The sequence below is a fragment of the Tenacibaculum profundi genome (assembly GCF_057162725.1).
In genome coordinates, this window is sequence record NZ_CM169894.1 from 1067971 (window position 1) to 1090959 (window position 22989).

Annotated in this window: 20 protein-coding genes and 1 other RNA gene; 11 read left to right on the forward strand and 10 right to left on the reverse strand. The window is 29.0% G+C overall.

Features of this window, described 5'->3' with window-relative positions; all coding sequences use genetic code 11:
• Positions 1–26 precede the first annotated feature (26 nt).
• Positions 27–1172: a T9SS type B sorting domain-containing protein gene (locus tag AC2GW8_RS04295; protein ID WP_440881557.1), complete on the forward strand. Its 1146-nt coding sequence runs from the start codon at positions 27–29 to the stop codon at positions 1170–1172.
• A gap of 76 nt (positions 1173–1248) precedes the next feature.
• Here the strand turns inward: AC2GW8_RS04295 and AC2GW8_RS04300 are convergent, their stop codons facing one another.
• Positions 1249–1731 (reverse strand): DinB family protein, encoded by a 483-nt coding sequence (locus tag AC2GW8_RS04300; RefSeq protein ID WP_440881558.1) that lies wholly within the window; start codon positions 1729–1731, stop codon positions 1249–1251.
• Between the two features lie 204 nt (positions 1732–1935).
• Here AC2GW8_RS04300 and AC2GW8_RS04305 point away from each other — a divergent pair, with 204 nt between their 5' ends.
• A complete protein-coding gene (locus AC2GW8_RS04305; RefSeq protein WP_440881559.1) occupies positions 1936–2655 on the forward strand; it encodes a hypothetical protein in 720 nt (239 codons plus the stop codon).
• A 64-nt stretch (positions 2656–2719) separates the two neighbouring features.
• Here AC2GW8_RS04305 and rny read toward each other — a convergent pair whose 3' ends face one another.
• The 4 genes from rny to AC2GW8_RS04325 all read right to left on the reverse strand — a co-directional run bounded on the left by rny (position 2720) and on the right by AC2GW8_RS04325 (position 5085).
• Positions 2720–4285: a ribonuclease Y gene (rny, locus tag AC2GW8_RS04310; RefSeq protein ID WP_440881560.1), complete on the reverse strand. Its 1566-nt coding sequence runs from the start codon at positions 4283–4285 to the stop codon at positions 2720–2722.
• Positions 4286–4332: 47 nt separating this feature from the next.
• Positions 4333–4441, reverse strand: a non-coding RNA gene (ssrS, locus tag AC2GW8_RS04315) — 6S RNA.
• A 55-nt stretch (positions 4442–4496) separates the two neighbouring features.
• Positions 4497–4784 carry a cell division protein ZapA gene (locus tag AC2GW8_RS04320; RefSeq protein WP_440881561.1) on the reverse strand — a complete coding sequence of 96 codons (288 nt, stop codon included), beginning with the start codon at positions 4782–4784 and terminating at the stop codon, positions 4497–4499.
• 10 nt (positions 4785–4794) lie between these two features.
• The gene (locus tag AC2GW8_RS04325) at positions 4795–5085 is read right to left on the reverse strand and encodes a coiled-coil domain-containing protein (protein WP_440881562.1); all 291 of its coding nucleotides are present in this window, start codon (positions 5083–5085) and stop codon (positions 4795–4797) included.
• 144 nt (positions 5086–5229) lie between these two features.
• Here AC2GW8_RS04325 and AC2GW8_RS04330 point away from each other — a divergent pair, with 144 nt between their 5' ends.
• Complete coding sequence (locus tag AC2GW8_RS04330) at positions 5230–6924, forward strand: M23 family metallopeptidase (RefSeq protein WP_440881563.1); 1695 nt, start codon at positions 5230–5232, stop codon at positions 6922–6924.
• Between the two features lie 12 nt (positions 6925–6936).
• Positions 6937–9381, forward strand: coding sequence for a TonB-dependent receptor (locus tag AC2GW8_RS04335; RefSeq protein WP_440881564.1), 2445 nt, complete (start codon positions 6937–6939; stop codon positions 9379–9381).
• 23 nt (positions 9382–9404) lie between these two features.
• On the opposite strand, the gene lgt is transcribed toward AC2GW8_RS04335, so the two are convergent.
• Genes lgt through cysS form a run of 3 tightly spaced genes read right to left on the reverse strand, consistent with a single transcriptional unit; the run spans position 9405 to position 11998 of the window.
• Positions 9405–10265, reverse strand: a complete 861-nt coding sequence (lgt, locus tag AC2GW8_RS04340; RefSeq protein WP_440881565.1) for a prolipoprotein diacylglyceryl transferase — start codon at positions 10263–10265, stop codon at positions 9405–9407.
• A gap of 11 nt (positions 10266–10276) precedes the next feature.
• Complete coding sequence (gene yidD, locus AC2GW8_RS04345; RefSeq protein ID WP_440881566.1) at positions 10277–10516, reverse strand: membrane protein insertion efficiency factor YidD; 240 nt, start codon at positions 10514–10516, stop codon at positions 10277–10279.
• Positions 10517–11998, reverse strand: a complete 1482-nt coding sequence (cysS, locus tag AC2GW8_RS04350; RefSeq protein ID WP_440881567.1) for a cysteine--tRNA ligase — start codon at positions 11996–11998, stop codon at positions 10517–10519.
• A 669-nt stretch (positions 11999–12667) separates the two neighbouring features.
• Here cysS and AC2GW8_RS04355 point away from each other — a divergent pair.
• The 3 genes from AC2GW8_RS04355 to AC2GW8_RS04365 all read left to right on the forward strand — a co-directional run bounded on the left by AC2GW8_RS04355 (position 12668) and on the right by AC2GW8_RS04365 (position 15201).
• Complete coding sequence (locus tag AC2GW8_RS04355) at positions 12668–12895, forward strand: cold-shock protein (RefSeq protein WP_440881568.1); 228 nt, start codon at positions 12668–12670, stop codon at positions 12893–12895.
• Positions 12896–13542: 647 nt separating this feature from the next.
• Entirely contained in the window at positions 13543–14622 is a 1080-nt protein-coding gene (gene meaB / locus AC2GW8_RS04360) for a methylmalonyl Co-A mutase-associated GTPase MeaB (RefSeq protein WP_440881569.1), read from the forward strand.
• 228 nt (positions 14623–14850) lie between these two features.
• Positions 14851–15201 (forward strand): tRNA-binding protein, encoded by a 351-nt coding sequence (locus tag AC2GW8_RS04365; protein ID WP_440881570.1) that lies wholly within the window; start codon positions 14851–14853, stop codon positions 15199–15201.
• A 567-nt stretch (positions 15202–15768) separates the two neighbouring features.
• Here AC2GW8_RS04365 and rlmF read toward each other — a convergent pair.
• Both rlmF and bshC read right to left on the reverse strand, forming a co-directional pair.
• Positions 15769–16614, reverse strand: a complete 846-nt coding sequence (rlmF, locus tag AC2GW8_RS04370; protein WP_440881571.1) for a 23S rRNA (adenine(1618)-N(6))-methyltransferase RlmF — start codon at positions 16612–16614, stop codon at positions 15769–15771.
• A 120-nt stretch (positions 16615–16734) separates the two neighbouring features.
• Positions 16735–18330 carry a bacillithiol biosynthesis cysteine-adding enzyme BshC gene (gene bshC / locus AC2GW8_RS04375; RefSeq protein ID WP_440881572.1) on the reverse strand — a complete coding sequence of 532 codons (1596 nt, stop codon included), beginning with the start codon at positions 18328–18330 and terminating at the stop codon, positions 16735–16737.
• A gap of 439 nt (positions 18331–18769) precedes the next feature.
• Between bshC and AC2GW8_RS04380 the strand changes: the two genes are divergently transcribed.
• From AC2GW8_RS04380 to AC2GW8_RS04395, 4 genes are read left to right on the forward strand one after another with little or no spacing between them, the layout of a single operon-like run.
• Positions 18770–20719, forward strand: a complete 1950-nt coding sequence (locus AC2GW8_RS04380; protein WP_440881573.1) for a BatA domain-containing protein — start codon at positions 18770–18772, stop codon at positions 20717–20719.
• Positions 20716–21981 (forward strand): dihydroorotase, encoded by a 1266-nt coding sequence (locus AC2GW8_RS04385; RefSeq protein WP_440881574.1) that lies wholly within the window; start codon positions 20716–20718, stop codon positions 21979–21981. Before AC2GW8_RS04380 ends, AC2GW8_RS04385 begins: the two co-directional genes overlap by 4 nt.
• Positions 21974–22306 (forward strand): hypothetical protein, encoded by a 333-nt coding sequence (locus tag AC2GW8_RS04390; RefSeq protein ID WP_440881575.1) that lies wholly within the window; start codon positions 21974–21976, stop codon positions 22304–22306. Before AC2GW8_RS04385 ends, AC2GW8_RS04390 begins: the two co-directional genes overlap by 8 nt.
• Entirely contained in the window at positions 22306–22953 is a 648-nt protein-coding gene (locus AC2GW8_RS04395; protein WP_440881576.1) for an alpha/beta hydrolase, read from the forward strand. Before AC2GW8_RS04390 ends, AC2GW8_RS04395 begins: the two co-directional genes overlap by 1 nt.
• Positions 22954–22989: the final 36 nt, after the last annotated feature.

Genomic DNA, 22989 nt, shown 5'->3' on the forward strand with positions numbered 1-22989 from the left:
AACTGTATAAAAAATACGGGGGTATTATGAAGAATTTTTTATCTATGATAGCTGTTATTATGCCTTTATTCTTAAGTGCTCAGTCAGCTTTCCACAACTTCGGAGAAGTTAAATTACATAACAATTCAAGTGTTGGTTTCCACACAGATTTCATTAATGATGGCAATATGTCTAATGATAATGAGGGCTTAGCTGGTTTTTATAGTGATAGTGAAATTAGAAGTATATCAGGAAATAATGTAGCTGTTTTTAACGATATTGAAATCGATGCTGTTAATGATATTGAACTATATTCCTCTATAGGTGTTACTAATGATTTCAGTTTTATAAACGGCAAGGTGTTTACCCCAAGAAATGACGCTAATATTTCATTAGAATTCATGAATCATAACTTGTATGCAGGTGAAGATAATCAAAGGCACGTTGACGGTTACGTTTCTGTTTCAGAAAAAAGTAATTTTACTTTTCCTATTGGAGACGACAATAATTTAAGACCAATGATTCTATCTGCGACAGGCACTGTTACTAAATTTACAGGAGCATACTTTTCAATTAATCCTAATAATGCTCCATATAATTATGACACTTCTCAAAAACAAGCTTTTATAGAAAACATAAGTACTAAAGAATTTTGGGATTTAGATGGCTCAGCTGAAACAAGAATAACACTTACTTGGGATAACAATAGTGAAATCAATAATATAACTTCTGATATAAACTTACTGAGAGTAGTTGGTTGGAACGAAACAGAGGGTAAATGGATAGATTTAGGAATGTCTAATATTAACGGTACTATTAATGCTGGTTTAATTACTTCATCTACTTTTGTACCTAATAATTATTCTGTAATTACTATTGGCTCTAACTTCTCCGATTCAGCACTAAGTAATGTAAATTTGATATTTACGCCTAATGGTGATATAAAAAATGAAACCTTAGTTTTTAAAGGATTAGAGCGATATAAAGGAAATAGTCTTACTGTTTTTAATAGATGGGGTAATATTGTACACCAAACAATTGACTATAAAAACGATTGGAGAGGTCAATCAAATGGTAGAGCGACAATTAATCAAAAAGAAAACCTTCCTGATGGTACATATTTCTATACTTTAGATATAAATACAGATGAAGGAGAAAAAACCCAAAGAGGATGGGTTTATATCACGAGGTAACTTAGTATTAAATAGTATATTCTAAAAATCAAAAAATTACTTACTACTTTTTACTTATCATAGTGCCCTTATCAATTCATTTTTTAGGTGTTGTTGGATTATACCCAAAGTTTTCACTAGTTAAATCAACTCCAAGCTGGAACATAATATAGCCTATACTTGCATAATGGTGAATAACATGATTATGTGCCTGTAACAATACACTTCCCAATGTGTGTTGAACAACAACCTTTTCTATTCCCAAATCATCATTTACAAATACTATTTGATTAAGATCTTTTCCCTTTATTTTTTGTAAATTCCTCCGAACATCTCCAAAGTACCTTAGGCCTTTCTTAATATCTTCCTCTACTTGAATATTTCTATCCCTGAGGGAAAAATCAATATTTCTATCTTCAACACCTTTAAAAATACACGTAAACACATCTAACGAATGACGAATATGTGTTCCTATACTAGCATAATATGGTGCTATAGTTTTATTACAATAAACCTGATTATTAATCGTACGCAACAGTTTTATGCCTTTTTGTAAATTTGCATCTATAGCTATAATCATTATTCCTCTTATCTTATATATTCTTAAATATAAATTATTTCAATGATAATCAACAATATTGAAATAGTATTTTATTAAAGATTATTAATTACAGAAAAACAACCTTTAATCTATGGTATTTTTTGGCATGTCTTTTGAAAAGTAAAAGATAATAGCGGAAGCTGAAAAGCATAAAGAGTAAGCATAACCCTAAATTTAGTAATTATGAGAACAGGGATTTTTTTAATAACAACATTAATACTGACAGTAACAATAAAGGCCAATACCCTTAATATACTGAATAGTGGTTTTAGTGCCGATAGAAAACATGCTTTTAACAACAAGATAACCTTTATTGAAAAAGGTATAGAATTTCATGTGTTCCTTAATGGTGATTTCGATTTTAATACTCACTTTAGAGACAATTCTTATGAAGATTACAGAAGTAGAAGGACAAGAATCAATAGAAGAGTTAGAATAGAAAGAGATTATAGTGGAAAGATACGAAGAATTGGAAATGTTTTTGTTAATTATAACATTAGAGGTAATGTTACCAGAATAGGAGGTATATTTATGAGGTATAGCGCTGGAAATTTAGTTAAAATTGGAGGTTTACGCATTCACTATAATAGATGGGGAGATCCTTTTTATGAAGGACGTGTAAGAACTAGAGCTATGTTTGACGACAGAAGAAACTGTGACAATTCGATTAATATCGATATAAATATTGGAGACATTTATAATTATGATGATCTTTATTTTTATAAGAAAAGTTTTAGAAATAACTATAGTCGATTTAGAGAGGATAACAACTTTTTCTATTACAGAGCTATGCCAAATGCAAACATAGGTAACAGAAGTAGAATTATAAGACGAAGAAAATCTAATAACAGTTTTAAAAATACAATTCCTGAACAAGAAGGAAGATCGAGAAGAAATAGATAGTAAAATAGAAAAACTCCAACCTTATATTAAGGTTGGAGTTTTATTTTATATAAGTGTAAGCTTTTTACTTTGCCACATTAACGACTCTTGTTTCTCTAATAACAGTAACTTTAACTTGACCAGGATAAGTCATATCTGTTTGTATTTTCTGCGAAATATTAAAAGATAGCTCTGCTGCTTTTGTATCACTAACTTTTGTACTCTCAACCATTACCCTTAACTCTCTACCGGCCTGAATAGCATATGCCTTCTGAACTCCTGCAAACCCAAAGGCAATATCTTCTAGATCTTTCAAACGTTGTATGTAGCTATCTAAAACCTGTCTTCTGGCACCTGGTCTTGCTCCTGAAATAGCATCACAAACTTGAACTATTGGTGACAGCATACTTTTCATTTCTATTTCATCATGATGCGCTCCAATAGCATTACAAACATCAGGTTTTTCTCCATATTTTTCAGCCCATTGCATTCCTAGTAGTGCATGCGGTAATTCACTCTCAGTATCAGGCACCTTACCTATATCATGTAATAAACCAGCTCTTTTAGCTGCCTTTGCATTAAGCCCCATTTCAGCAGCCATGATACCACAAAGATTAGCGACCTCTCTCGAATGTTGTAATAAATTTTGACCATAAGAAGACCTGTACTTCATTCTACCTACAGTTTTAATAAGCTCTGGATGCAAGCCGTGTATCCCTAAATCAATAACTGTTCTCTTTCCAACCTCTATAATTTCTTGACTTATTTGTTTTTCTGTCTTACGAACAATTTCTTCAATTCTTGCCGGGTGTATTCTTCCATCTGTAACCAATTTATGCATTGATAACCTAGCGATTTCTCGTCTAACAGGATCAAAACAAGATAGTATGATTGCTTCTGGTGTATCATCTACGATAATTTCAACACCCGTTGCAGATTCTAAAGCTCTTATATTTCGACCTTCTCTACCGATTATCCTACCTTTGACGTCATCCGATTCTAAATTAAAAACAGAAACACAATTTTCAACAGCTTGCTCTACACCAACTCTCTGTATTGTGTTCAACACTACTTTTTTTGCTTCTTGCTGAGCTGTCATTTTAGCTTCTTCAACCGTATCTTGAATAAACGCCATTGCATCTGCCTTAGCCTCCTCTTTCAAAGATGCTACTAATTCAGTTTTAGCTTCATCGGCTGACAAACCTGATATTTGCTCTAGCATATCGACGTGTCGCTTATGTAATTTTTCAATTTCATTCTCACGCTTTTCTATAATTCCAATTTTAAAATCATAATCTGATTCTTTTTTTTGCAATTCCTTATTACGCTTTTTGTTTTTATCTAACTCATTTGAAACTTGACTTTCTTTATCTCTTATTCTTTTTTCTATGTCAGAAACCTTTTTTTCTCTTGATAAAATTACTTTTTCATGCTCTGCCTTTAACTCTATAAATTTTTCTTTTGCCTGTAAAATTTTATCTTTTTTTATTGCTTCTGCCTCAACCTTCGCATCTTTTATAATATTTTTTGCTTTATCCTTAGTTTCAACTATTAACATATTTGCTTTGGTCTTCTCTAGCATTTTAGTAATAACAAACCCTACCACTAAACCTATAATTCCTGCCAAGACAGGAAATAATACTCCTTCCATAATTTTGAATTGATTGTATAAAAAAGCCCGCATTAATAAGGTTTTATAAACTCCATATAAACAGGTTTAGGACTAACTGATTGATCAAGAATCCAAAACGAAGTTGGCATACTTTACTAACCATGACTTATCCTTTTTAATTTAATAGTGTTGAGTTTATTAAACTATAATACTAATGCGGGCAGTATATTAATATTTTTAAGAACTTTATTTATAGTCTGACATTAATTAAACTTATTAATGACTGTATATTTTTTAATGTATCTCTATCTCTTTTTAATTTAATTATTGATTCTATTTCTAACTTAGAAGCAAATTGTAAAGCACACATCGCTAATACATCTTGCTTATCTGCAACTGCATAATTTTCTTCAAATTTAGCAATTAAATCGTTAATCTGATTTGCAGCTTTTCTCATTCCTTCTTCCTCCTCCACAGAATTTACATTTAACGGATAAGTTCTGCCTGCTATCACAACATTAACTTTTAGTTTCGTCATAAAAAGAACTTTAAGTACTTAACAATTCGATACATTTATCGATTTCTCGTACTAATGTATTTATTTTGAGTTTTGTTTCTCTTGTATTTTTCTTACTGCCCTCAATAGTTTTTGCAACCCTAAGCAAGTCGTATTTATCTTGCTTATCGTTTAATTGTTGTTGCTTTTCTCTTAATAAACGTTGTAACCTTGCATTATCTTCTAACAGAATACTATTTTCTTCCTTTAAAAACTCATACTTAGAAAGTAGTTCTTTTATTTTAACTTCCAGTAAATGAATCGCCTCGTGGGTATTTAACATTAATTTTCTGAGAATAAAACTATTTTTACAAAGTTATTAATATTGATTAATTTAACAAATTTTTTACAGCTTTTTAGTAAACTAATTGATTAACAAATTATTAATGCTTTACAATTATTTTATTAATTTTGTTTAAAACCCCTTATGATTTTGAAGCTTTATCTTTTACTTTTTTTCACACTTTTTACAAAGACTTTATTTTGTCAAGATAAATACCCTAAGGATTATTTCGCTCCCCCATTAAAAATACCAATCATTCTTGCTGGAACATTCGGAGAATTAAGAAGTAATCATTTTCATGCTGGCGTAGATATTAAAACCCAAGGCAAAGAAGGTGTACCTATCTTCGCTCCTGCTGACGGCTATGTTTCTAGAATTAAAATTGGTCAATATGGTTATGGAAAAGCCTTGTATATTAACCATTCGAATGGCTATACTACTGTATACGCTCATCTAAAAAGATTTGCCAAAAACATTCAGAGCTTTGTTAAAATAAATCAGTATAAGAAGCAAAAATATGCTATTGGTAACCTTTTTCCTAAACAGAATAAATTCATCTTTAAGAAAGGTGACATCATTGGCTACACTGGGGATACAGGAAGTTCTGGAGGTCCTCACTTGCATTATGAAATAAGAGATACCAAAACAGAAAAAATAATCAATCCATTACTCTTTAATCTAGATGTTTTTGATAGCATAAAACCAACAATAAAACAACTAATGGTTTACCCTCTTGATGGTGCAACAGTAAACAACTCAAATAGCAAAGCAATTATTGATTTTAAAAAAATTGAAGAAGGAAAATACATTACCGACAGAATTACAGCGGCTGGAAAAATTGGTTTCGGTGTTCATTTATTTGACAGATTAAATAACGCTCTAAACAAAAATGGTATTTATAGTCTAGAAATGAAAGTTAATGGAAATACGGTGTATTATCATGATGTAGAAACATTTTCTTTTTCAGAAAGTAAATTCATAAACTTACATATCGATTACTCTCATTACAAAAAATATAGAAAAAGATTTCAAAAAACGTATATAGATACAGTAAATAAGTTAAGTACTTACGAAAATCTAATAAATAATGGAATTATCAACATTGAAAAAAACAATAATTATATAGTTGAGATAATTGGTAGCGACTTTAAAAAGAATACTACAACTATTAGAATCCCTGTAAAAGGTGTAAAAAACAACTATACAAAACAAGAACTAGATACTACTGGTTATAAAATAAACTGTAATCATTTTAATAAATTTAAATTACAAAATGTAACAGTGGCCTTTCCTTCAAAATCTTTTTATAACAACTGTTTTATTAATTTTAAAATAGATAACGGCATAGCTCATATACACAAACCTACGATACCTCTAAATAAAAAATATACTTTAACTTTTGGCACATCACATCTTTCCGAGGCTCAACAACAACAAGTTTACATTGCCAACGTAACTAATCCTAAATACCCAAGATACGTTTCTACTAAAAAAAAAACAGATAAGGTTTATACATCAACTAAGTCATTAGGAAGTTACACTTTAAATTTTGATACTAAAAAGCCAATAATAAAATTATTAAACTTTCAAAACGGTAAATGGATTTCTAAAAATAAAACCCTAAAGGTAAGGATAAGAGATAAAGAGACTGGAATAAAAAATTACAAGGCGACAATCGATAATAAATGGATATTGATGGAATATAATCATAAAAGAGGGGTTTTAACTTATGATTTTAGTGATAAAAAATTGGTTGGCAGCAAACATATTTTTAAAATTGTAGTTTCCGATAACGTTGGAAATACCAAAACCCTAAAAGCTACGTTTTTTAAAAAATAAACACCAGACACATTGAAACAGCTTATTATCATACTTTTTTTCCCAGTATTTATCTTTGCTCAAAAAACAGCTATTATAAAAGGTAAAATAACTGATAGAAATAATAATCCAATTGAAAATGTTGCTATTACCTATTCCGATAAAGGTACTACCTCAGATAAAAATGGAAATTATAAACTTTCCATCCCAATACATAAAACAACTGTAGTTACTTTTAGCCATATTTCATTTGAAAAGAAAACCAAAAAGTTTACTGCACGTGGTACTAGAACCTTTAATTACTTTCCTAAATTGGTTGCATTAGACAAAAACCTAAAAGAAGTCGTAGTAAAAAACAGAAAGAAGGAAGCCCAAGGAATGTTGAAAATTGACTCAAAAAAAATGAATGACCTTGTAGGGGCTAATGCTGGTGTCGAAAATATACTAATGACACTACCTGGAGTTAATAATAATAATGAACTGAGCACACAATATAACGTTAGAGGAGGTAATTTTGATGAGAACTTAGTATATGTAAATGGTATCGAAGTATATCGCCCATTTTTAATCAGATCGGGTCAACAAGAAGGGCTTAGCTTTATAAACTCACAAATGATTCAAAATATCAATTTTTCAGCAGGTGGTTTTCAAGCACGATACGGAGACAGACTTTCTTCTGTTTTAGACATTACTTATCGTAAACCTCAAAGTTTTAAAGCCCAAATAGACTTAAGTTTGTTGGGCGCTAATGTTTCTGTAGAAGATTCTTATTTAAATAATCAACTTAGTGCAATTGTTGGAGTGCGTTATCGAGATAATAGTTTATTTGTAAATAATAAACAAACAGAGGTAAACTTCAGACCTCAGTTTACCGATTTTCAAACTTATTTATCTTATAAATATTCTAACAAACTTACATTAAATTTCCTTAGTAATTTTTCCTTGAACAAATATAACTATAAGCCTTTAACACGTAAAACAAGATTTGGTGGTTTTGTAAACCCTATTGAACTGATTGTATTTTACCAAGGTCAAGAAAAAGATGAATTTAAAACATTATTTGGTGCTTTTTCTACTGATTACAAGATAAATGAAAACCTAAAACTAACCGGAACGATATCATCTTTTAATACACAAGAAGAAGAATATTTTGATATTGCTGCGGCATATAATTTAGGAGAAATTAATACTAATGCTGGATCTGAGAATTTTGGTGAAGTTGATTTTTCTCAGGGCATAGGAAGTCAAATAAATCACGCTAGAAATGATTTAGATGCCTTAATAAATGCTATTCAAATTAGAGCCTCGTTAAAAAAAGGAAAAAATGAATGGCAAGCCGGAATTAAATATCAAAACGAAAATATTAGAGATAAAATTAATGAGTGGGAAATTATAGATTCTGTTGGCTTTTCTGTTCGTCCCCCTAACAGCTTAATTAATAACCAACCTTATGAGCCATATTCTGGTCCAATTGAACCTTATCAAAATGTAAAAGCAAAAAATACTATTGATACAAAAAGAATTACAGGCTTTGTTCAATTAAGTAGAAAAACCTTTATTGAAAATCACGAGTTATGGATGAATTTTGGAGTTAGAGTACATCATTGGAACATCAAGGCTAACGCTTTGAATCAAAAAAGTAATACTGTGATAAGCCCAAGAATTCAGCTGGCTATTAAACCGAATTGGAGCGCTGATATGCTTTTTAGATTATCTGGAGGATGGTATTCGCAACCTCCTTTCTACAAAGAATTCCGTGGTTACGATGGTCTAGTTAACCCTGAAGTTAAAGCACAGAAATCTATTCATATTGTAACGGGTAATGATTATAGTTTTAAACTATGGAATAGACCATTTAAATTGACTACAGAGATGTACTACAAAAACTTGACTGAAATAAACGCATATTCAATTGACAATGTAAGAATTAGATACAGAGCAGATAATCTCACTGATGCTTATGCCTATGGTATTGATATGAGACTAAATGGTGAATTTGTCCCTGGGAATGAAAGCTGGGTAAGCTTTGGTTACTTAAAAACTGAAGAAAACATAAATGATAGAGGATACATTGCTAGACCTACTGATCAAAGAATAAAATTTGGAGTCCTTTTTCAAGATTATATTCCGAATTTACCTAGTTTAAAAGCATATCTAAATATAGTTTATAATACAGGTTTACCTGGAGGAGCTCCTGCATACTCTGATGTGTACAAATTTCAAAACAAACTAAATGATTATAAGAGAGCTGACCTAGGGATCTCTTATGTTTTGACTGATATTAATAAACCAATTTTAAATGGTTTTCTTAGTAAATTCAAAGAATTGACTATTGGACTTGAACTCTTTAATATTTTCGATATTAGAAATGCAATAACCAATACATGGGTAAGAGACGCCTATAGCAAACAACAATATGGAATCCCTAACTATATGACTGGAAGAGTTTTAAACATGAAGTTAGGGATGAAATTTTAATATAAAAAAATTAAATAATTTTTTTATACATTTAATCTGTTTTTCCTGAACATCAGCCATAATCCAATTAATACTAATGGAATACTTAGTACTTGTCCCGTATTTAATGAATTTAAAACCCAATCCTCTCTTCCTTCGACTTGAGCTTCTTTTAAGAATTCAATAAAAAATCGTAGTGACCATAATGCTACCATAAACAACCCAAAAAGAAATCCTGATTTATTCTTTTTATCTGTTTTCCAATAAAAATACCATAAAATAAAAAATAATCCTAAGTAACTGAAGGCTTCAAATAACTGTGTTGGGTACCTTGGAACTGTTTCCCCAGCCCTTTTAAAAATAACGCCAAAATTACTTTCTGTTGGCTTTCCATAAATTTCAGAATTAAAAAAATTCCCAAACCTAATAAAGAATCCTGCCAAGGCAACCATAATACCTAACCTATCCAAAATAAACAACCATGGCTTATATAGGTGTTTTTTTGAATAAAAATACAGTGCTATTGGTATTGCAATAGCTGCACCATGGCTTGCAAAGCCAGTAAAACCAGTAAATTTCCACCCATTTACCATTCCAAAAAGAGCGCTTGCTCCTTCTTGTTTTTTAAAAGGAAGTATAATTTCAAGAAGATGATTTTGATAGTAATCCCAGCTATAAAAGAAAACATCTCCTAAACGCATTCCTATCAACATTGATATAAATACATACATAAAAAGAGGATCTAACTTTTCTTCAGAAATATTATCATTGACAAAAATTTTCTTCATTAAGTGAAGACCTAGAATAAAGGCTAAAACAAACATTAGACTGTACCATCTAACTCCAAAGCCTCCTATTTTAAAAATTTCGGGATCTATATCCCAAACTACTGATAAAAAATTCATTGTATTTTTAATTATTTTTTTTGTTTTTTACTAGGAACTGGGTCATAACCACTTCCTCCCCAAGGGTGGCAGCTAAAAATACGTTTAATAGCTAACCAGGAACCATATATAAGACCATGCTCCTTCAAAGCTTCAATGGTATATTGAGAACACGTCGGTATATATCTACAACTTGATGGAGTATAAGGTGATATAACGGTTTGATAAAAACGGACTAATAAAATAAATGGATATGTAAGTATTCTTTTCAACTAGTTTATTGTAAAAGTTGTTCCATCTCTTCCATCTTTCAATTGCACTCCAAGAATTATCAATTCATCTCTGATTTGATCAGATAATATCCAATTCTTATTTTCTCTTGCCTCCTTGCGTAATTTTATTAATAACTCTACAGCCCCTTCTAATGCTTTACTCTCTTCTTGGCTATTTTCTCTCAATAGCCCTAAAATGTCAAAAGTAAAAATATTTAATGTGTTTTTTAATTTTTCCAAGTCTTCTACAGAAATTGTTGCTTTTTTATCATTAAGAAGATTCACATACTTAACAGCATCGAATAAATGAGCTATTAGTATTGGAGTATTAAAATCGTCATTCATTGCATCGTAGCATTTCTGTTCCCATTTGTCTAAATCAAAATACGATGTTTTGTTCTCTCCTTTTATTAATTTTAAAGTCCTAATAGCTTCCATCAATCTATTAAAACCTTTTTCTGAAGCTAGTAACGCATCGCCCGAAAAATCTAGAATACTTCTGTAATGGGCTTGCATTATAAAGAATCTAACAACTCCTACACTAAAAGCCTTCGGTAGAATATCATTTTTCCCGTTTAAAATTTCTTCAGGTAAAATAAAGTTTCCGGTCGACTTAGCCATTTTTTGACCATTAAGCAATAACATATTAGCATGCATCCAATAATTAACTGGTTGTACTCCTGAGCATGTATGAGACTGTGCTATCTCGCATTCATGATGCGGAAATTTTAAGTCCATCCCTCCTCCATGAATATCTATTTGCTCGCCCAAATACTTCGAGCTCATCACTGAACACTCAAGGTGCCAACCAGGAAAACCATCGCTCCAAGGAGAAGGCCATCTCATGATGTGACGATCATCTGCTTTCTTCCATAAGGCAAAATCTTGGGGGTTTTTTTTATCTGTCTGACCGTCAAGAACTCTAGTGTTGTGTATGGCATTTTCTATTGTTCTACCAGACAAAATTCCATAATTATGATTTTCATTATATTTTAACACATCGAAATATACAGAACCATTTACTTCATAAGCAAACCCTTTTTGAATAATTTCTTTAATCATTTCAATTTGTTCAACAATGTGACCTGTTGCTGTTGGTTCAATACTTGGAGGTAAAAAATTATACATCTTTGTTACATCATGAAAGTCAACAGTATATCTTTGAACTACTTCCATTGGCTCTATTTCCTCTAAACGGGCTTTTTTAGCAATCCGATCTTCTCCCTCATCTGCATCATTTTCTAAATGACCTGCATCAGTTATATTTCTAACATAACGAACTTTGTATCCTAAATGTAAAAGATATCTATACACCATATCAAAAGACATGAATGTTCTGACATTTCCCAGATGAACATTACTATAAACCGTTGGCCCACAAACATACATCCCTACTCTACCAGCAGTTACAGGTTTAAAAAATTCTTTTTTTTTCGATAGCGAGTTATAAATTTTAAGTTGTTTTTCCTTAAATAATTCCATAGAAAAAGTCGTGTTTAACAAGTGCTAAGATAGTTACTTTAAAAAGAATATAGAAATGGATTTCAATGCAAGTTTTTGTAAAGTTTATAACTTTCTATTAAAAATAAAAAAACACTAAAAACTTAAAGAAAATTCTTAAAACATCTATTAAGAATTAACATTTACCTTTTAAAAATAATTTAATTTATAATTATTTCAGTTGAAATATAACATTAACCATTAAGCAACAGAAACAAGCAGTTCAACTTTCCAAAAAAGAAAAGTCAACAAAAAAAAAATACACGAAAGAGAAATCAATTAGTTTTGTATATAATTAAAGTAAAATCTCATCATAAATTGTTGTTGAAATAGTTAAAAAAGAGTCCTGAAATTTGGACTCTTTTTTAAATAGTATATAAAATATTTGATATTAACAACTTCAATTATCTTTTATTAAACGAAAAACACTACTTTTGTAGTGTTCATTTGGTTACATTTATTAATTTTAAGGTATTATTTAGTAATTAGTTTTTTGAGTTTATTCTCTTCTTGCCTTTTTTTATTTCATCGTCCCTTTATTATTTTTAGTGTTTAAATAACTTTAAATTAATTCATTTTTCTCAGGAATTTTGTTAATTAACTGTGTAGTCAAATGATCAAAAATTAATAATAACATAAAATTAAGTACCAATGCAAGAAGGTATAGTAAAATTTTTTAATGACTCCAAAGGATATGGATTCATTACATCATCAGAAACAGGAAAAGATATTTTTGTTCACGACTCAGGTTTAATTGATAACATAACCAAAAACAACAAGGTTAGATTTGAAACTCAAAGAGGAAAAAAAGGGCTAAATGCTATTAATGTTGAAGTTATCGAAAAATCTTTTGACGAAGCTCGTGATACATTTCGTTAAATCGCAAACTGATTATTATCAATAGTCGAATAAAAAGATTGCCTAAAGGCAATCTTTTTATTGTTTTATACAGTTAGTATATAAAAATAAAAGAAATATATTCTGAATTAAAGTTATAATCTAACTTCATTCAAATTATATATAAAGTATTATATAATTTATTACCAATAGCGTCCAAAACATTTTTAATTAGCAACTCTTATTATTGATTATCTTTTTTTGTGTTTTAATAACTCGCTTTTCTAAAATAAACTCCTTATAATTTTTTAAGATCGCTTTTAGTTCTCCTGAACATTTAGAAGATAAAAATTTGTCAATTTTATAGGCTAAAACTTGTTTTATAATCTATAACCTATTATTCTAATAATACTTTTGCTACCCAAAACGATTTCAAAAATTATTTATTTGGGACGGGATTAATTTATTACCTACTTTGAAACTATAAATTATCAAAAAACAAACATCGGACAGCTTAAAAACGGTGCTTATATTTTCATCAAAAAAAGAATACGTTTTCTATTTATTGATTTTCCTTGGATTTTATTTTAAATTTACAAAATACAAATTTTATAATCGTAAACTCATATTATAAACTCTAAAACGTTTAAAGAGTTTTTCTAAAAAAGAAAAATAGTTCAATACTTTTAATGAAAAAAAAACATAAATCTACTTTTACTGAAAAGGATGGTATATCAGCACCTAAAACAACAAATAAATTTTCTGTTGAAAAAATTAAACAAAACAGAAGAAAACAGCCTTCAGTAGAAATTTTTATTGACAAGATATTAAATGGAGATATTAGTTATTTAAGTAGGGCTATTACTTTGATAGAAAGCACGAATCCCAATCATCAAAAAAAAGCAAATAAAATATTAGAAGCCTGTCTTCCTCATTCAGATAAATCAATAAGAATTGGTATAACTGGAGTACCAGGAGTAGGAAAAAGTACTTTTATAGAGTCGTTTGGTAAACACTTAACCAGTTGTGGAAAAAAAGTAGCTGTTTTAGCAGTTGATCCTAGTAGCTCTGTAAATAGAGGAAGTATTCTTGGCGATAAAACAAGAATGGAGCAATTAGTTACAGATAAAAATGCTTTTATTCGTCCCTCCCCTTCTGGAAGCTCTTTGGGAGGAGTAGCGCAAAAAACACGAGAAAGTATTATTTTATGTGAAGCTGCTGGCTACGATACTATTATAATTGAAACTGTAGGGGTAGGGCAATCAGAAACTACTGTTCATTCAATGGTAGATTTCTTTTTATTATTAAAAATTGCTGGAGCTGGTGATGAGCTTCAAGGTATAAAAAGAGGAATTATAGAAATGGCAGATGCAATTATTATTAATAAGGCTGACGGAGATAACATTAAAAATGCTAAAATAGCTCAAATTGAATTTAACAGAGCTTTACACTTATATCCTCCAAAAGAGAATGGTTGGATTCCAAAAGTTTTAATTGCGAGTGCCTTAAAAAATGAAGGTATTGATCAGATATATAATATGATAAAAGAGTTTATTTCCAAAAATAAAAAAAGTCTATTTTTTAGTAAAAAAAGAAACTTACAAAATAAGTTTTGGCTGCTCGAAACCATTAATGCAAAACTCAAAAGTGAATTTTATAATGATTTAAAAATTAAAACACTGTTAACCAAAGAAATATCATTGCTTGAAAATAAGAAAACAACACCATTTAATGCCGCCAATAGATTATTAAATAGTAAAAAAAATTAAAGCTGACTTAATCATGATTTGCTCAAGCCAGCTTTTTTGGTATTTCCCTTACCTTTGTAATAACGGACTAATTACTTACAGTACGAAATTACCAAAAAAACACATAATACACTGAATACAAAACCCTTAAAGCTAAAAACAAGATCCTAAACGTTGATCAATCTGACATAAAAGTGTTTTTCCTTTTTTAAATAATAATTTGATTTCAATTTTGTAGTTTTACTGCAAATGGATATTAATATTAAAAATATAATTTCGTGGGATGACTTTGTAAAAGTAGATATGAGAATCGGTACTATTATAAATGTCGAAAATCTAAAAAATGCTAAAAAGCCTGCTTATAAAATGTTTATTGATTTTGGTGAATTAGGCATAAGAAAAACCTCTGCACAAATAACTAAATTATATCAACCACAAGATTTAATTGGTAAGCAGGTAGTGGCTGTCGTTAATTTTCCAAAAAAACAAATATCAAACTTTATGAGTGAATGTCTTATTCTAGGTGGATTAGGAAATAAAAAAGAGGTAACAATAATAAGTCCTGAGAGAAAAGTAAAGAATGGAACCAAAATTGCCTAGATTAAAAGCCAAATAACATTTTCATTACAATCCCTATTTACCCATTATAGTTATTACTTACCATACTATTTATTTAAATTATAATTGAGATAGTAATATATTCTCATGTAAATAGTAAAGTTAATGTAGCACTGAAAATACAGCTACTTTTTAGTTTTTCATAGATAATAACTAAATAAAAAGACCTCTTTTACGGATAGCCACAGAGAAAACGCTTTTATTCAACATTAATTTACTAGTACAATAAATTTAAACTTAAAATTTAGTATGCTTTAAAATGTATACATTTTTTTCTTATCCCACGATAACACTCAATCACCGATTTTTCGGTGATTGTTCTTTAACAAAAAACATTAATTCTAAAAAAAACCTACTACGGAAACCCGTAACCCAATACAATCAAAACCTAGTAGATTTGCTGAGGCAATGATAATAAAACTAACCAAACTTTTAGTATTGTCCCCCCGTAAGCAAGTAAATACACCTATTTTCTGAGTTTTTACTTGCTTCTTTATTTTTGCTCATTCTAATAATTTAGCAAAATGCAGGCATTAAATAAAAAACTCTTTAGAATTTCCAACAAACAATTCGAGTAACTTTATTTCCATGAAACATTGGTATATTTATGAAATCCTTCACACCAATTTTTTTACTAGACAGCTCCATACTTTTAACATTTTCTTTTCTAGAAACCAAGCTTGTAAACCAAAAACTTGAATTCGAAAACAATGAACTTTGATATAAATAATTATGCAAAAAAGCTTTCTCTCCCCCCTTATAACACAATTCTTCTTTAATTCCTGAAAAGTTTCTTGCTAAATTAACACCTAAATTTTTATTCTTTTTCTTATTTACTAATATTGCCTCACTCATTGAGCTATAAAAAGGAGGGTTACACATCGTTAAAGTAAACTTTTCTCCATTTTTTATAACACCTGTTAAAATTTTTGAAGCATCCTCTTGATATCTTAATTTAATTTTATTATCTAAATTATTTTTATAAATATTGTCTTGTGCTATTTTAAGTGAATCTTTATTTATATCTGAAGCTACAAAATTCCAATTATATATTGCTGCACCCAAAATAGGATATATGCAAGTAGCTCCTGTACCAATATCCAAAACGGAAATATTATTTTTTCCTTTTATTAAATCTGCTAAATAATGAATATAATCTACCCTACCAGGTATTGGAGGACATAAATTTTTATCAGAAAAATTCCAATTAGTTATATTATAATAGCTACTTAGTAGTGCTTTATTTAGATGTTTAACTGCTTTTGGATTTGAAAAATCAATAGTTAACTTTTCAAACTTTTCAATTACAAATGGAATTAAATCTCGATTATTCTTCATTAAAAGCTCAAAGTCATAGCCGCTTTTATGAATATTCTTAGGGTGGAGTGATTTCATTTTATTTAAATCTTGATTTATTTAAAGTTATTATGCTTTTTACCAATTAATAAGTACACTTACTGTTTATTAAAATTGAAAAAATAATAGTTCAAATTCTAAAAAATTATTTACAACTCATTAATCCATAACTATAACTGTAAACTTTTGATCTAAAGGATTTAAACTTTTTTTCAAAACCTCTATAAAACGTGCTCCATATTCTAGATAATACTCTGAAAAATTCCTCTGTCGTTCTTCCAAAGACTGATTTGGTAATATTTCATTTTGTATTGTAGTAATACGTTCTACCAAATCATATTGCTTTCTTTTTTCTGCTCTAAGTAACCTCTTTTCTAAATTATTAAGTCCTTTCAATTGCTTTTTTTCCTGAGCGTTCACAGCACCTATAAATGAAGCATCTGTTTTTGAAGCAATTAATTTAAGTTTTTTAAATTGGTTTTCTAGATATTTTTTCTGTTCTATAAAGTCAATACTATGCTCAGCTTCTATGTTAACTTTATTTTTTAACAACTCGTTTTGATTCAGGAATAATTCTTCTAAACTAATATTTAATCTAATTAGTTTTTTTTCTTGTTTCTCACTAATTATTTGAACAGAATTCCTTAATAATAAAATTGGAAATGGTACTGATACTTTATTAAAATAGTTCTTTAACTGCAACCAATAAGCTAACTCCCCTCCTCCTCCAATATAACAAAGGTTTGGTAAAATTACCTCTTGATATAATGGACGTGTAATAACGTTTGGTGAAAATCTTTCTGGGTTATTTTCTAATACCTGAATAATTTCTTCTTCTGAAAAAACCAAATCGGTATTGTTTACTTTAAATAAATTATTTTCATAAATTAGTCTTTCACGTGTACCTTGAATCAAATAAAATAAATTTATTTTCCTTGGATTAACTTGAGTTTTATATTTTTTTTCAAGCATTTTAGATGTTTTCGATACGCTTTTATAAGAAGTCTGATCGAAAAGCTCTTTTTTTACATAAGGTGTTAATTCTCTTTTTAAAACTTTATCATCTGCATTTAAGATAACCAGTCCATATTCTCCAAATAATTTATCGACGATATACCTAGTCCCTTCTGCTAAATTTTGATGTTTTAAATACCCTTCTTTAAAAATTTTTTTTAATTCTTCTGCATTTCTAGACATCCCTAAATGATCTGATAAAACAGAAAAAACCTTATCAAGTCCACTTGTATTAAAGCGTCCTACTCCTCCTTTTTGATCAGAACTCCACTTAACCTTTTTTTGTCTGAAAGAAAAGTGATTAATTTCCTCAAAATCATGATCCTCTGTAGCCATCCAATATACAGGAATAAAATTCTCTTCGGGAAATTGCTTTGACAATATCTCGCAAAGATTAATTGTTGAAATAATCTTATACAAAAAATAAAGTGGACCAGTAAATAAATTCAGTTGGTGTCCTGTTGTAATAGTAAAAGAATTAGACAACTTTAATTTTAATAAATTATCATGAACCTTTTTATGTGATTTTATATTTTTATATTGAGCATCTAGAACTGAAAATAATTTATTCCTTGTACTTTCATTATAAGATAGTTTTTTCTGTACAATTTGACTTTGAAAACCTTCAATAGAAGGGAAATTATTATAAAAGTCGTTTATTGATTCGTCTTTTTCTAGATAATCGAGCATTATTTGAGAAAAAAAACCGGTATTTTTAAATGGAATTTGATACGTTTTCATTTTTGATCATTTTCTTAGAGATCTTTACTTTAGTTAAAAGACGTGGTAAAGAATTATGTTTTAGAAACAATACTTTATATTTTCTCTTTAATATCGAAAATTAAAAATCGAATCTACACTAAATGTTGTCATTAAAAGCTCTGATTTCTTACCATAATGAAAACTTTTTTTTCAAAAGACAATTGCCTCTCTTGAAAATTATATTAATATATCGATTTTTTTACCGAGCTTTATTATTCTTTATACAAGACCCCTCTTTTGTAGTCATGAATCAAAAGTAGTAAAATTTCACGATAGGCAAAAACTAAAAATACTTCTAACATATTTTTAACTAGTTTGTTGAATAACCTTGTTTTTGACTATTTTTACTTCCTGAGTCATTTTCACCAACAATAAAAGGTAATAAGTGATTCGTATAAACATTTGTTAGAACCTAAATATGCAACTCAAATATCCTGAAATCTTATACTTACTTGGACTTCTTATAATACCAATAATAGTTCATCTTTTTCAATTACAACGGTTTGTAAAAACACCATTTACCAATGTAGCATTTTTAAAAAAAATCGCTTTACAAACTCGTAAGAGTTCTCAAATAAAAAAATGGTTAATTTTAATTACACGATTATGTATACTTTCTTTTCTCATAATTGCTTTTGCTCAACCCTATTTAAGTAACAGAGAGGCTAACAAAAGATTACATTATTCAATTTACCTCGACAATACCCTGAGCATGCAAGCTAAAGGAAAAAAAGGAGATCTTCTTCAAATAGCAATTCAAGATTTAGTAGAGAATTTATCAGTAGAAAACACATATACACTTCAAACCAATACGGGATATTACCCTCGAAAAAATGCTAGTGAAATGAAACGTATTCTACTTAAAATAAAATATTCCGCATCAAAAAAAAATGTTAACGACGTATTATTGAAAATGAGCTCGCAAAAAGACAATAATTCTATTTCATTTAAAAGAATTCTTATTTCTGATTTTCAAAACACGAATACAAATAAATTTAAAAACATAAAACACAATACATCTTTAGTTCAACTAACCCCTCAATTGAAAGAAAATCTATCTATCGATAGTCTTTTTATTAAAGGGAATAAAGAAAATGCTTTAGAATTAAATATTATCATAAAAAATCAAGGTAGTGATAAAAAAAATATTCCAATTGCAATTTACGACAACAACTCCTTACTCAATAAGCAAACTTTTGACATTCAAAAAAACACAACTAAAAACATCTCTTTTTCACTACAAAAAGAATCTTTATTGTTGGGTAAGCTAAACATCAACTTCAATGATACTTACTCATTTGATAATACTTTTTATTTTACATTAGCAACAAATGAAAAAATTAATGTACTATCAATCGGAAAATTAAACGATGCATTTCAAAAGATATACACTCCAGATAAATTTAATTTCAAGCAAACTTCACTTCAAGAAATAAATTATAATGATTTAAATCAACAGCAACTAATTATTCTGAATGAACTTGATGAAATTCCTAATTCAATACAAGAAATTTTAAAAAATTTTTCCCAAAAGGGTGGCAGCATGATTGTTATACCAAGTAGCGCTATTGATACATTATCTTACTATGATTTATTTAGAAAAATGAATATTAACGCTTCAGAATTTAAAAAAAATAATGATACTCTAAAAATAACCAACATTAATTTTAATCATCCCATTTTCGCAAATGTATTTAAAAAAGATGTTCATAATTTTCAATATCCTTCGACAAACACTTCGTACACAACAAAGTTCATTAATTCGAGTAGTATTTTATCTTTTGAAAACAAAAAAGACTTTGTTTCTAAAATTAAATTAAAGGAGGCTTCCATTTTTTGGTTCTCAAGCCCTTTAGATAAGAAAAATAGTAACTTTAAAAATTCTCCATTAATAGTTCCATTATTATATAACATTGGCAGGCAAAGTATAAAAATAGCTGAGCTTTATTACACGGTAGGTAAAAATAATATTTTAGATTTAAATATACCTGTTAGCAAAAAGAGTATTTTAACCATATCAAATAGTAATAATTCTTTTATTCCGTTGCAACAAGTACTTCAAAATAAAACAAGAATTACGATGAAAGAAAAACCTTTATTTGCTGGCTTTAATTATATCATACAACAGAAGGACACTATTAGAAGTACTGCATTTAACTACGATTCGAGTGAAAGCTTACTCTCGTTCTTAAACCTTAAAGAAATTGTAAGTCAGAACGAAAATCTCAATGTTTCATCATCTGTTAAAAGTACCCTAAAAGAAATTAAGAAAAAAAATGAAGTTCACTGGCTTTGGAAATGGTTTTTACTACTTTCCATTGTATCTTTGCTTTTTGAAATTTTGATCTTAAAATTCTTTAAATCATGACGACGCTCCTCAAATCCGCTAAGATAGTAGACATCTCTAGTCCGTTTCATAATCAAACAAAAGATATTTTAATTGTTAATGGAGTTATTTCAAAAATTGAAAACCAAATAGTATCTAATGAAAATTATCAAATTATAAAATTTGATGATTTACATGTATCAACTGGGTGGTTTGATACAAGTACTTCTATAGGAGAACCTGGTTATGAAGAAAGGGAAACTTTAAACCATGGACTGAATGTCGCTGCAAAAAGTGGTTTCACTTCTATTGCGGTAAATCCCAATTCAAACCCCATAGCAGATAATAAAACATTTGTAGAATTTTTAATCAACAAAGCGAATGGTTCTACTACTGATGTTTTTCCTATTGGCGCACTTACTCAGAAGAGTGAAGGACTTGAAATAGCGGAATTATTTGACATGCAACAATCAGGTGCCATAGCATTTGGAGACTACAAAAAACCCATATCTAATGATAATCTTTTAAAGATAGCTTTACTATATGCTCAAAATTTTAATGGTTTGATTTTAAGTTTTCCTAAAAATAATGCTATTGCTGGAGAAGGTGTAGCTAATGAAGGTATGAATAGTACAATTCTCGGGTTAAAAGGAATTCCTTCACTTGCTGAAGAATTACAAATTGCTAGAGATATTTTTTTATTAGAGTATACTGGGGGGAAGTTACACATTCCTACTATTTCAACGGCTAAGTCTGTTCAATTAATCAAAAAAGCAAAGGAACAGGGCTTAGACATAACTTGCAGTACAAGTGTACATAACCTATCTTTGACTGATAATGAATTACATGAATTTGATGCTCTTAAAAAAGTAAATCCACCACTAAGAACAAAAGAAGATTGTTCTGCACTCATTCAGGGAGTTAAAAGTGGAGTAATAGATATAATCACAACCGATCATGACCCTATAGATATTGAGCATAAAAAAGTTGAATTTTCAGTAGCTAAGGATGGAACCATCGGCTTTGAGAGTGCTTTTAGTTCACTAAATACTATCATTGATCTAGAAACAATTCAAAAATGTCTATCGATTAACCCCAGAAAACGTTTTGGAGTTCAATTTGATTCAATAAAAGAAAACAACAAAGCTAATTTTTCGTTATTCTCTCCTAAGGATGAATATATTTTCTCTGAAAAAAATATTTTATCAACTTCAAAAAACAGTATTTTTTTAGGAGTTAAATTAAAAGGAAAAGTATATGGATCATATAATAATAACAAGTTAACTTTAGCACAAAATGAATAAACTATCAGCAACTGAGGAAGGAAAAACAAATGCTATTATAAGTCATTTTACAATAATAGGTACTATAATCGCTATTTTACTAAATAATAGTAAAAAAAATCAATTTACGAGTTTCTACATAAGACAAATGATTGGATTACACTTATTATCATTTCTTAACGGATGGTTGACAAAACAATATCTTAGCGGATGGATAAGCTCTGCTATTGGGATCACTATTTTTTTGTTTTGGTTAATTAGCTTCATTGGTGCTATTAACAATAACGAAAAGTTAATTCCTTATATAGGGGATAAATTTCAAGAATGGTTTAAAGTAATTCAATAATGAGTTTAAAGTATATTACAAGACCTCCAAAAACAAATACAGACAACCCTCCTTTGTTAATTTTATTACATGGCTATGGAAGCAATGAACAAGATTTATTTTCATTTGCAGAAGAACTGCCTGAAGAATTATTAATCATAAGTGTTCAAGCTCCTTATGAAATGGGCTATGGAGGCTACGCTTGGTATACCATTAATTTTGATTCAGTAAATGGAAAATTCTCTGATATAACTCAGGCAAAGGAATCTTTAAACAAGATTGCTAAATTTATAGATGAGATCAAAAAAAAGTATCGTACTTCGAAAAATAAAACGTTTTTATTAGGCTTTAGTCAAGGAGCTATTTTAAGCTATGCTCTAAGTTTAAATTTCCCAAACAAAGTAGAGCATGTTATTGCGCTTAGTGGATATATAAATGATGAGCTATTACCTCAATTTATTGACAACGAAATAAGAACAGATTATTATATTTCTCATGGGTCTGTTGATCAAGTACTTCCAGTTGAATGGGCAAGAAAAGCTCCTTTATTCCTTTCCAATTATAAATTAAATAATATATATTCAGAATACCCCGTAGGTCATGGAGTTGCTCCTCAAAACTTTTACAGTTTTAAAATGTGGATAATAGAGAGACTTAAAATGTTATAAAAAATATAATTGTAAGTTTAATTTAAAAATAAAAAA